The sequence below is a fragment of the Microbacterium sp. UBA3486 genome (assembly GCF_002377845.1).
Taxonomy (GTDB): domain Bacteria; phylum Actinomycetota; class Actinomycetes; order Actinomycetales; family Microbacteriaceae; genus Microbacterium; species Microbacterium maritypicum_A.
Genome location: NZ_DFQP01000034.1, coordinates 23752 through 35797 on the forward strand (window position 1 = coordinate 23752; position 12046 = coordinate 35797).

6 protein-coding genes are annotated in these 12046 nt (G+C 69.6%); 2 read left to right on the top strand and 4 right to left on the bottom strand.

Annotated elements, in window-relative coordinates:
• Both B2869_RS04095 and gdhA read left to right on the top strand, forming a co-directional pair.
• A partial coding sequence (locus tag B2869_RS04095) for a phosphoenolpyruvate carboxylase (RefSeq protein ID WP_292763103.1) occupies positions 1 to 1859 on the top strand: 1859 nt, incomplete at its 5' end.
• A 132-nt stretch (positions 1860 to 1991) separates the two neighbouring features.
• Positions 1992 to 3362, top strand: coding sequence for an NADP-specific glutamate dehydrogenase (gene gdhA, locus B2869_RS04100; RefSeq protein ID WP_292763106.1), 1371 nt, complete (start codon positions 1992 to 1994; stop codon positions 3360 to 3362).
• A 72-nt stretch (positions 3363 to 3434) separates the two neighbouring features.
• Here gdhA and B2869_RS04105 read toward each other — a convergent pair whose 3' ends face one another.
• The 4 genes from B2869_RS04105 to mfd form a co-directional block, all read right to left on the bottom strand.
• The gene (locus B2869_RS04105; RefSeq protein WP_292763109.1) at positions 3435 to 4862 is read right to left on the bottom strand and encodes an APC family permease; all 1428 of its coding nucleotides are present in this window, start codon (positions 4860 to 4862) and stop codon (positions 3435 to 3437) included.
• Between the two features lie 159 nt (positions 4863 to 5021).
• Positions 5022 to 7991 carry an aminotransferase gene (locus B2869_RS04110; RefSeq protein WP_292763112.1) on the bottom strand — a complete coding sequence of 990 codons (2970 nt, stop codon included), beginning with the start codon at positions 7989 to 7991 and terminating at the stop codon, positions 5022 to 5024.
• Positions 7988 to 8614: a gamma carbonic anhydrase family protein gene (locus B2869_RS04115; RefSeq protein ID WP_029260417.1), complete on the bottom strand. Its 627-nt coding sequence runs from the start codon at positions 8612 to 8614 to the stop codon at positions 7988 to 7990. Before B2869_RS04115 ends, B2869_RS04110 begins: the two co-directional genes overlap by 4 nt.
• A gap of 35 nt (positions 8615 to 8649) precedes the next feature.
• Positions 8650 to 12046: transcription-repair coupling factor (gene mfd / locus B2869_RS04120; RefSeq protein ID WP_292763115.1), on the bottom strand; the 3397-nt coding region annotated here is incomplete at its 5' end.

The following is a 12046-nucleotide window of genomic DNA, read 5'->3' on the forward strand; positions in this document are numbered from 1 at the left end:
GCGGCGACCGCGACGGCAATCCCTTCGTCACGGCGTCCGTCACGCGCGAGGCCTCGCAGATCGCGGCGGACCACGTGTTGCGCGGGCTCGAGCGTGCGCTGGAGCGCATCGGCCGGACGCTCACGCTCGCCTCAGACGACACGCCGCCCAGCGCCGAGGTCACCGCACTCTGGGAGAGCTTCGCCGCTGCAGAGCCCGCGCTGGCAGCCGAGCTCGCCACCCGCTCTCCCGACGAGCCGCACCGCCGCGTGCTGCTGATCCTGGCGCGTCGCGTCGCCGCCACGCGCCGGGGTGACGACAGCGCCCAGGCGTACGCACGTCCCGAGGAGCTGCTGGAAGATCTGCGCGCCGTGCAGGCGTCACTCGCCGATGCCGGCGCGAAGCGCCATGCGTTCGGCGGCGTGCAGCACCTGATCTGGCAGGTCGAGACCTACGGCTTCCACCTCACCGAGCTGGAGGTGCGTCAGCACTCCCAGGTGCACGCGAAGGCACTGGCAGAACTCGAGGCGGGAGAGGCCGTCAGCGCGCAGACCGAGGAGGTGCTGGAGGTGTTCCGCGCGATCGCGGATATCCAGCGCGACCGCGGGCTGCGCGCCGCCGGGCGCTACGTCGTCTCGTTCACCCAGGCCGCCTCTGACCTCGCCAATGTGCACCGCCTCGCCCACTACGCCCTCGGCGACGACGCTCCGGTGCTCGACGTGGTGCCGCTGTTCGAGACGTTCGCCGACCTGCAGGCGGCTCCCGGCATCCTCGAGGAAGCCGTGACGTTCCCGAAGTTCCGCGAGCGCATGGCCGCCACCGGCAATCGGCTCGAAGTCATGCTCGGCTACTCCGACTCGTCGAAGGACGTCGGCCCGGTGGCCGCGAACCTCGCCCTGTACGAGGCTCAGGAGAAGATCGCGCGGTGGGCCCGGGAGTCCGGCATCGAGCTGACCCTCTTCCACGGTCGTGGGGGTGCCCTCGGACGCGGCGGCGGCCCCGCCAACTCCGCGATCCTCGCGCAGCCGCCGCACTCGGTCGACGGCCGCTTCAAGCTCACCGAGCAGGGCGAGGTGATCTTCGCGCGCTACGGTGAGCCCGCGATCGCGATGCGCCACATCGACCAGGTCGCCGCGGCGACGCTGCTCGCCTCCTCCCCCACCGAGGAGGAGCGCACGAGCCGGGCGGCCGCGCGGTACGCCGAGGTCGCGTCGATCATGGACGCCGCCTCCCGCGAGCGCTTCTTCTCCCTCGTGAAGGCGGAGGGTTTCGCTCCCTGGTTCGCCACCGTGACCCCGATGGAGGAGATCGGTCTGCTCGCGCTCGGCTCGCGGCCGGCCCGCCGGGGACTCTCGGTGGAGTCGCTGGAAGACCTGCGGGCGATCCCGTGGGTCTTCGCGTGGACGCAGGCGCGTATCAACCTGGCCGGATGGTTCGGCCTCGGCACCGCCCTGGACGCCGTCGGCGATGAGGAGCTGCTCGTCGAGGCGTACCGGGAGTGGCCGCTGCTACGCACCATGATCGACAACGTCGCGATGAGCCTCGCGAAGACCGACGAGCGCATCGCCCGCCAGTACCTGGCCCTCGGCGACCGCGACGACCTGGCGCAGCTCGTGCTCGATGAGCTCGCGACGACGCGGCGCTGGGTGATCCGCCTCACCGGCGGCGAAGGCCTCCTCGAGAACAAGCCCGTGCTGCAGCGCGCCGTGCAGCTGCGCAGCCCGTACGTCGATGCGCTCTCCCTCCTGCAGCTGCGTGCGCTGCGGGCCCTCCGCTCGGCCGCGGAGGATCCCACGGGCTCCGGCGCCGACGCGGAGCAGCAGCGACTGCTGCTCCTCTCCGTCAGCGGTGTGGCCGCCGGCCTGCAGAACACCGGGTGACCGACGTCGCCACCGAACCGGCGGGAACCCCCGCTTTCGGTGCCCACTAGAGTGAAATCTCTGCCGGATCCGGCACAGCCTCACGCGACACGATCGCCTGCACCACCATCCCCCACCAGAAAGCTCTTCCGCGTGACCGCTTCGTCTCCCGCCGACTTCCATCCGCTCGCCGCATCGGTGCAGCCCGTGTTCGACACGGTGCTCTCCCGCAGCCCGCACGAGCCGGAGTTCCACCAGGCCGTCCACGAGGTGCTGCACTCGATCGCCCCGGTCCTGGAACGCCACCCGGAGTACGTCGACGGCGGCATCCTCGAACGGCTCGTCGAGCCCGAGCGTCAGATCCTCTTCCGCGTGCCGTGGATCGACGACTCCGGAAAGCTGCAGGTCAACCGCGGCTACCGCATCCAGTTCTCCTCGGTGCTCGGCCCGTACAAGGGCGGACTGCGCTTCCACCCCTCGGTGAACCTGTCGATCATCAAGTTCCTCGGCTTCGAGCAGATCTTCAAGAACGCGCTCACCGGTCAGGGCATCGGCGGCGGCAAGGGCGGCTCCGACTTCGACCCGCACGGCAAGTCCGACGCCGAGGTCATGCGCTTCTGCCAGTCGTTCATGAACGAGCTGTACCGCCACCTCGGCGAGCACACCGACGTTCCCGCGGGCGACATCGGCGTCGGCGGCCGCGAGATCGGCTACCTGTTCGGCCAGTACCGCAAGGTCACCAACCGCCACGAGTCCGGCATGTTCACCGGCAAGGGCACGGGGTGGGGTGGTGCCGAAGTGCGCACCGAGGCCACCGGCTACGGCGCGGTCTTCTTCGCGCAGGAGATGCTCGCGGTGCACGACGACTCCCTGAGCGGCAAGCGTGTGGGCATCTCGGGATCCGGCAACGTCGCGATCTACGCGATCCAGAAGGCCACCCAGCTCGGCGCCACCGCGGTGACGGCTTCTGATTCCTCCGGTTACGTCGTCGACGATGCCGGCATCGACGTCGACCTGCTGCGCCAGATCAAGGAGGTCGAGCGCGCCCGCATCATCGAGTACGCCCACCGCCGCCCGAGCGCCCGCTTCGTCGAGGGCGGCAGCGTGTGGGAGGTGCCGGTCGACATCGCCGTGCCGTCCGCCACGCAGAACGAGGTCTCCCTCGCCGACGCGGAGGCACTGATCGCCAACGGCGTGCGCGCCGTGTCGGAGGGCGCGAACATGCCCTGCGTGCCGGATGCCGTCGACGCCTTCCAGAAGGCCGGTGTGCTGTTCGCCCCCGGCAAGGCCGCGAACGCCGGTGGTGTCGCGACCTCGGCGCTCGAGATGAGCCAGAACGCCTCCCGTCAGCGCTGGAGCTTCGGCGACAGCGAGAACAAGCTGCGCGAGATCATGGGTGACATCCACGATGCCGCCTTCGACGCCGCGGAGCGTCATGGCGTCGCGGGCGACTACGTCGCCGGCGCCAACATCGCCGGCTTCGAACGCGTCGCCGCGGCGATGCTCGCCCAGGGCGTCATCTGATCCGTCCCTTCCTGCGGCGAAAGAGCCGCCTTCCTCTTCGGAAGGCGGCTCTTCTGCGTCACGGAGCCGACGTCAGCTCTCGTCGACCGGCACCTTGACGACCTTGTTGTACCCGGTCACCGCCTGGTTCTCGTCGAACGCGACGACCTTCTTGCGGAAGCCCTTGGTGATGATCGCGAGGTAGACGACCCCGATCGCGGTCCACACGAGGCCCCCGCGCAGCGCGTCTTCGTGCAGGTTCGCCCAGAGCAGGCCGGTGAGGACCATTCCGATACCCGGCATGACGATGAAGCTGAAGATGTCGCCGGGCGTCTTGCGACGGCCCTTGCGGATCGCGAACCAGGCGATCACCGAGATGTTGACGAACGTGAAGGCGATCAGCGCCCCGAAGTTGATCCACGCCGCGATCAGCTCCAGGGTGAACGGGATCGCCAGCAGGGAGATGGCGCCGACCAGCACGATGTTGAACGTCGGCGTGTGGGTGCGCGGGTTGATGTAGCCGAACGCCTTCTGCGGCAGCACGTTGTTGCGCCCCATCACCAACAGCATGCGCGACACCGAGGCGTGCGAGGCGAGGCCCGAGGCGAGGGTCGCGCAGAAACCGGCCGCGGTGAGCACCGCCATGAGCACGGGTCCGCCGACCAGGTTGCCGATGATCGGGAGGGTGGAGTCCTCGACGAACTGCATGTCGCCGCCGGGCGCGAACTCGTTCCAGTCGGGGAAGCGCAACTGCGTGAGGTAACCCGAGATCAGGAAGATCGCCCCGCCCAGCAGCACCGTCAACAGGATGGCCTTCGGCATGATCTTCGGATCCTTCGCCTCCTCCGCGTACATCGTGACGGCGTCGAAGCCGATGAACGAGAAGCAGACGATCGTGGCGCCCATCAGCACCGCGCCCATCGTGGCGCCGTCGTGGAAGAACGGGGTCATCGACGCGACCGTTCCCGCCCCCTCGCCGCGCATCAGCTGGGCGATCACCATCACCACGAACACGGCCATGACGACGATCGAGAACACCAGGAGGATCATGTTCATGTTCGAGGTGCCGCGCATCGTCAGGTAGATGATGGTGGTGACGAGGATGCAGTACAGCACGACCCAGATCCAGCCCGGGATCTCGGGGAACAGCGCTTCGAGGTAGCTGCGGATGATGAGGCAGTTGACCATCGGCAGCAGCACGTAGTCGATCAGCGAGGTCCACCCGACCATGAACCCCAGATTCGGGTGGATCGACTCGCGCACGTACGTGTACGCCGAACCGGCACTCGGGATCGCGCTCGAGATCTTGCCGTAGCTGATCGCCGTGAAGACCATCACGACCAAGGCGACCAGGTAGGCGGCCGGTACGACGTCGTCGGTGTCACGGGCGACCATGCCGAACGTGTCGAACACGACCGTCGGCGTCATGTATCCGAGCCCGAGCCCGACGATCGCCCACAGTCCGAGATTTCGTCTGAGCTTTCCTCCGCCGTGCGCGAGCGGCTTCGTCTTCGTGGCCATGGGTACTCCTCGGGGGACAGCGCATGGGTCGGACTTCGGGTCGTCCGACGCTGAGCAACAGTATGGACCGGAGGGAATCGTCAGCGCTACGGTGAATTCGGTTCGAAATGCGCTTTTAACATTCCGAACAACGGCGGGATTCGAAGGAGACGCCCGACCTCACCATCCCTCGGTGAGCACGCGATCCAGCATCGCGACGACGTGGTCGGCACTCTCGGCGCTGAGGCACAGGGGCGGTTTGATCTTCAGCACGTTCGAGCGTTCCGAGGTCGTCAGCACGATGACCCCCAGTTCGCGCATCCGCTCGCAGATCGCCGCGGCCTCGGCGGCGGCAGGCTCCATGGTCTCGCGATCGCGCACGAGTTCGACGCCCAGGTACAACCCCTCGCCGTGGACGACGGCGACGAGCGGATGCCGGTCCGCGAGGCCGCGCAGGCCCTCGGCGAGGCGGGCACCGATCACTGCGGCGTTGTGCTGCAGGTCGTCCTCGGCCATCGCGTCCAGCACCGCGATGCCGACCCGGCAGCTGAGCGTGCTTCCCCCCGCAGACGAGAAGAACTGGCCTTGCGTCGACAGCGCGTCCGCGATGCGCTTCGTCGTGATCACCCCGCCGATCGGATACCCGTTGCCCATCGGCTTCGCGATCGTGACGATGTCGGGCATCACGTCCGCGAGCTCGAATCCCCAGAAGGTCGATCCCATCCGCCCGAATCCGACCTGCACCTCGTCGGCGATGCACAGTCCTCCCGCCGCCCTGATCTGTGCGTAGGCCCCGGCCAGATAGCCGTCGGGGAGCACCACGCCTCCCGCGTTGCCGAGGATCGACTCGCACAGGAACGCGGCGACCTCTCGTCCCTCGTCCTGCAGCCGGTCGAGATCGGCAGCGAGATCGGCGAGGTAGTCGCCCGCCACGTCGGAGCCTCGATAGGTGCCGCGGAAGCGATTGGGGACATCGGCCACGTGCACCCAGTCCGGGCGCGTCGCGAGGGCGGAGGGATTGTCGTAGGCGCTGGTGGTGACCGCATCGCTCGCCATGGTCCAGCCGTGGTACGCCTCGCGCAGTGCGACGACCGTCCGCCGTCCGGTCGCGGCCTGCGCCAGACGGATCGCGAGGTCGACCGCCTCCGAGCCGCTGTTGACCAACAGGACGGTGTCGAGGTCGCTGCCCTCCGGCATCAGTTCGAGCAGCCGCTCGCTGTACTCCGCGAGATCGCGGAACAGGAACCGGGAGTTCGTGGCGAGGGTGCGCAGCTGGCGGTCCGCCGCATCCGCGACCTTCGGATGCGCGTGGCCGAGACCGGCGACGTTGTTCACCATGTCGATGTAGGTGCGCGCGGTGGTGTCGACCAGGTGGTGCCGCCAGCCGCGCTCGATCTGCGGCGGGTGCGCGTAGTAGCGCTCCTGCGCCGCCGCGAAGATGCGCTCACGGCGCGCCTGCTCCGCCGCCGAATCATCCCGCTGGGCGAAGGAGGGCAGCCCGAGCAGCGGCGCAGGATCTGCGGTGAGGCGGCGCCAGGCCGCGACCCGATCGGGGGCGATCAGTGCCGCTCCGTCCGCCTGGCGCTCCGGAGCGTCGTCGCGGTGGATTCCGACGGTCAGGCGCCGCGGCTCGAACGACGCGGCGAGCCAGCCCACGGTCTCCCCCGCATCGACGGGGCGCTCGCGCCGCTCCTCCGCATCGAGACCCGAGACCTCCAGCACCCATTCGTGGCCGTCGTCCGGACCGGTGAGGTCGAGCGCGAAGCGGACGATCGCGCCCCGCTGCGTCACCCGTGCCTCCGTCGGTGCCACCACCCGCACCCGAGGGCCGGGAGGCAGATGCAGTTCGGTCGCGGTCGCCCAGGTATGCCCCGGGTCCGCCTCGTCGACGGTCGCGCGGGTCAGGCGGAACGCCCCGTACGGCATGACCGCCACGGCGACGCCGAGGTCGAATGCCTCGGCGACCAGAGCCTGCTCGACCGATTCCTCGAGCCAGCGCCCGCTGTCGAGGGCAGCGGACTCGACACCCGGATCGATCACGGCGACGCGGCCGGTGAGATCCGGCAGCAGTGCGCGGAGCGGAGCCTCGTCGTCGCGCCCTGCGAGTTCGGGGGCGGAGAATCCCGGGGCGTCGATCCCGACCGCGGCGAGCACGTGCTCGGTCATCTCGACGAGCGGCAGCAGCGTCGCGGCGTCGAAGATCGCCTGCTCGCCCGACACCCTCTCGCGCGCGTAGTCGTTGTCCCCGTCGATCTCGAGCTGACGCCACCCGCTCGCCACCAGCAGAGCAGCGCGCAGCACCACGAGCGGCCAGACGGCCCTCGCCTCCGCATCGCCCAGCGGCACCTGGCGATGGAATGCCGCGATCGTCTCGATCACCCGCAGCGGCCGCTCCGGCTCGTGGTGCAGCATCGATGCCGCGCACACCGCCAGTTCGGCGACGCGCCAACCGAGCCCGAGGTCGCCGAGGTCGAGCACCGTGCGCGGGTGCAGCCGTGCGTCGTCGCCCCGCTCGCCCATCACGTTGTCGTCCGTGAGGTCGCCGTGGATCGTCTGCACGGGGAGCCGGTCGGCGAGAGCTTCGACGGCGGCGTGCGCCTTGGTCGCGGCGCGCAGCACCCGTCCCCGGAGTGCGGCATCGGCGATCGACGGCGCGAGGGCATCTATCTGTTCGTACGCGACACGCATGTCCCACATCTGCCGACGATCCAGCCCGGGGTGTCGGAGCGGTTCCAGCGCGCGCACGGAGGCGGCGGCGAGCGCGCCGAACTCCGCGAGCACGACGGGTGCGAGATATCCGGAACCCACCATCGGCTCGCCCGGCGCGAACTCACTGCGCCGCGCGGCGAAGCCGTTCCAGCGCTGGGTCAGCGCACCGTCGAGGCCGGGGAGCACTGCCGGTACGCGAACGCCGGCAGCGCGGTAGGCCTCGAGAGCGACATGCTGGGCGTCGCGTTCGTCGTCGCCGAACACCGGGTTGTCGATCCGCAGCACGCTCCTGGTGCCGTCTTCCCCCGTGAGCAGGAAGTTCCGGTCCTGGTTGCTGCCGAGCTCTTCCGCCGTCGCCGTTATCCCCCAGCACTCGAGCGCGATGCGCGCGGCATCGGCCGTATCGACGTCGGGACGGACCAGGCCCACGCCCGCGGTCATGCGCGGTGCTGCCCGCGGTGCGCGTCGTCGAGGCTCACGTCGTGGGCATGCCGCGCGAGCGAGCTGCCGTAGCGCTCGGTCAGCTGCACCATCAGGTCGGGGGTGTCCCGATCGACGCCGAAGACGTGCCCCGGGAAGTCGAGATCGGGCTGTGCCGCCGCGATCTCCTCCTCACGGTCCGGCGAGAACAGCTGTGCGGGGTCGCCCACCGCCACCCAGCCGATCGGCACGACCGTGCCCTCCGGCAGCACGGCGCGACGGAGCACGATGGCGTTCACGCGCACCTCACAGCGCGGCCCGATCAGCGAGCCGTTGAACAGCCGCGACCCCGAGGCGAGGAACGTCTCGTCTCCCACCGTCGCACCGGCGATGCTCGACAGCGTGCCGATCAGGGTGTGCGACCCGATGTGCACCGCATTCGCCGCCGTCGCCCGGATGAGCGCATTCTCCATCACGATGACGTGCTCGCCGAGCGTGATCGCCCCGCCCTCGGCGGTGATGACGGCACCGTGCAGAACCTGGCAGCCCGGCCCGATCTCCACATCTCCGGAGACGACGGCGGTGGGGGCGATGACGGCGGTGTCATGGACGCGGGGCCGAGCCCCGAGGTGCTCGTACAACATGCGGCCAGACTAGTACCGCGGCCCCCCGTCGCGCGCTACTCGGTCTTGGCCGGCTCGGGGAAGATCGCGGTGAACAGCTGCCCGACCCACTCGAGCAGCTGTGCGTCGGGGAGCGGCTCGAGACCCACCCCGACCGCCGCGGGGACGGTGGGCATCGGCACGACCAGCGCCTCTCCCCCGGCCACGAGCTTCGCCTTCGGGTAGAGCCGCTGCAGCCGCACCTTGATCGAGTCTTCGAGCCGCGCGGGCGCGATGCGCAGGTTCGAGCCCATCACGACGACGTCGGTCAGCCCGACCCGGGCAGCGCGACGGCGCAGACGCGAGATCGCCAACAGGCCTTCGACCTCTTCGGGCGGCGTGCCGTAGCGGTCGACGAGCTCTTCGACGACCAGATCGATCGCCTCATCCTTGGCGGTCGCCGCCGAGGCGGCGGAGAGCTTCTGGTAGGCCTCGAGCCGCAGCCGCTCGCTGTCGATGTAGTACTCGGGGATGCGCGCATCGAGGGGCAGTTCCAGGCGCAGCTCCTGCCCGGTCTCGACCTCGTCCCCGCGGAACGTCGCCACGGCCTCGCCGATCATGCGCAGGTACAGGTCGAATCCGACGCCCGCGATGTGTCCGGCCTGTTCGGCGCCGAGCAGGTTGCCCGCCCCGCGCAGTTCGAGGTCCTTCAGCGCGACCTGCATGCCGGAGCCCAGGTCGTTGTTGACCGCGATGGTCTGCAGACGGTCGGCCGCGGTCTCGCTCAGCGGCTTCATCTCGTCGTACAGGAAGTACGCGTAGGCGCGCTCGCGCCCTCGTCCGACGCGTCCACGCAGCTGGTGCAGCTGACTGAGTCCGTACTTGTCGGCGCGGTCGATGATGATCGTGTTCGCGTTCGCGATGTCGAGACCCGTCTCGATGATGGTCGTCGAGACGAGCACGTCGAACTTGCGCTCCCAGAAGTCGTCGACGACCTGCTCGAGCTGGTGCTCGCCCATCTGTCCGTGCGCGACCGCGATCCGGGCCTCGGGAACGAGTTCGGCGAGCTCGCTCGCGACGCGCTGGATCGACTGCACCCGGTTGTGCACGAAGAAGATCTGCCCTTCGCGCAGGATCTCGCGACGGATCGCCGCGGCCATCTGCTTGTCGCTGCGCGGGCCGACGAACGAGAGGATCGGGTGCCGGTCCTCCGGCGGGGTCGCCAGCGTGGACATCTCCCGGATGCCGGTGACCGCCATCTCGAGCGTGCGCGGAATCGGCGTGGCACTCATGGCGAGGATGTCGACGTTGGTCTTCATCTTCTTGAGCGCGTCCTTGTGCTCGACGCCGAACCGCTGCTCCTCGTCGATGATCATCAGGCCGAGGTCCTTGAACATCACCTGGTCGGTGAGGATGCGGTGGGTGCCGATCACCATGTCGACCGAACCCTCGAGCAGGCCTTGCAGAGTGAGACGCGCCTCCTTGTCGGTCTGGAAGCGCGACAAGGGCCGCACCTTGACAGGGAAGCCGGCGAAGCGCTCGGTGAACGTCTCGAGGTGCTGCTTCACCAGCAGCGTCGTCGGCACGAGCATCGCGACCTGCTTGCCGTCCTGGATCGCCTTGAACGCCGCCCGCACCGCGACCTCGGTCTTGCCGAAGCCGACGTCGCCCGAGAGCAGCCGGTCCATCGGGATGGGCCGTTCCATGTCGGCCTTGATCTCGTCGATCGTCTGCAGCTGGTCCTGTGTCTCCGCGAACGGGAACGCCTCTTCCAACTCGCGCTGCCACGGGGTGTCCGGGCCGAACGCGTGGCCCTTCGCGCTCATGCGCGCGGAGTAGAGCTTCACGAGCTCGACCGCGATGTCGCGCACGGCCTTGCGCGCCTTGCCCTTGGCCTGCGACCAGTCGCTGCCGCCCATCTTCGAGAGCGTAGGGGCCTCGCCGCCGACGTACTTCGAGAGCAGATCGAGCTGATCCGTCGGCACGAACAGCTTGTCGCCCGGGTAGCCGCGCTTGGAGGGCGCGTACTCGAGAACGAGGTAGTCGCGGATCGACTTGGTGGCGTTGCGCCCGCCGGTGGACACCTCGCGCTGGGTCATCTCGACGAAGCGGCCGATGCCGTGGGTGGCGTGCACCACGAAGTCGCCCTGCTTGAGCTGCAGCGGGTCGACCACGTTCTTGCGCCGCGAGGCGAGCTTCTTGACGACACGCTGATCGCCGCCGATGGTCCGGCCGTAGAACTCGTTGTCGGTGAGGACGGCGAGCTTCGCCTCGGGCACCTGGAAGCCGGCTTCGACGGATCCGGTGACGAGGGTAGCGACACCGCCCTCCGGTGCGTCGGTGAGCGTCTCGACCACCCGGGCGGCCAGGCCGCGGTCGGCGAGCACGTCGCGTGCGCGATCGACCAGACCGTGACCGGCGGCGATCACGACCACCCGCCAGCCGTCGGTCACCTTCGCCTCGACGAACGAGATCGCGCCGTCGACGTTGCCGTGGAATGAGGGGATGACGGCGGCGCCGAGGTTGGTGGCCTCCGCATCGCCCTCACCGAGCCCGGCACCGAACGGGCTGAGCCGCCACCACACCCCGCCCCGGTCGCGCACGACCTCGCGCAGCTCGGCGATGGTCAGGAAGTCACCGGCCCCCAGATCGATGGGCGCGGAGGCGCCGGAGGTGGCGGCGCTCCAGGCGGCGTCGAGGAACTCGCGGTTGGTGTCGCCCAGGGTGATGGCGCGCGCACTCGATCGCTCGGGATCGATGACCGCCGTGGCGCTTCCCGCCGGCAGGTACTCGGCCAGCGACTTCAAGGGTCCGGCGACCGCGGGGAGCAGCGACTCCATGCCTTCGACCGGGATGCCCTCGGCCATCTTCTCGAGCATGCCCGAGATCGCGGGGAAGCCGCCGACGAGTGCGCGGGCCCGATCGCGGACCTCGGCGGTGAGCAGCAGCTCGCGGGTGGGCGGCAGGTCGACGCCCGTGACATCGCCCGGAAGGGAGCGCTGGTCCGCGACGGAGAACGCACGGATCTGGTCGATCTCGTCGCCGAAGAACTCGACGCGATAGGGGTGCTCCGACGTGGGAGGGAAGACGTCGAGGATGCCGCCGCGCACCGCGAACTCGCCGCGCCGCGACACCATGTCGACGCGGGAGTACGCCCGTTCGACCAGCTGCTCGACCACGCGGTCGAGTTCGTGCCCCCGGCTGCCGACGCCGAGTTCGAGCGGGGCGATCTCGCCCAGGTTGCCGGCGATCGGCTGGAGCGCGGCCCGCACGGACGCGACGACGACGAGCGGGTGGTCGCCCGACCACTCCGCGATCCGGCGCAGCGTCTGCAGACGCTGACCGACCGTGTCCGGGCTCGGGCTGAGCCGCTCGTGCGGCAGCGTCTCCCAGGCGGGGAACGTGAGGATGTCGGCGTCGGGCAGGTAGGCGTGCATCGCCAGCGCGAGGCTCTCCGCCCGCCTCCCGGTGGGG

Bases quoted from the DNA above. Each gene is read 5' to 3' on its own strand.
- B2869_RS04110 (WP_292763112.1), bottom strand. From the start codon at position 7,991: ATGACCGCGGGCGTGGGCCTGGTCCGTCCCGACGTCGATACGGCCGAT.
- B2869_RS04105 (WP_292763109.1), bottom strand. From the start codon at position 4,862: ATGGCCACGAAGACGAAGCCGCTCGCGCACGGCGGAGGAAAGCTCAGA.
- B2869_RS04115 (WP_029260417.1), bottom strand. From the start codon at position 8,614: ATGTTGTACGAGCACCTCGGGGCTCGGCCCCGCGTCCATGACACCGCC.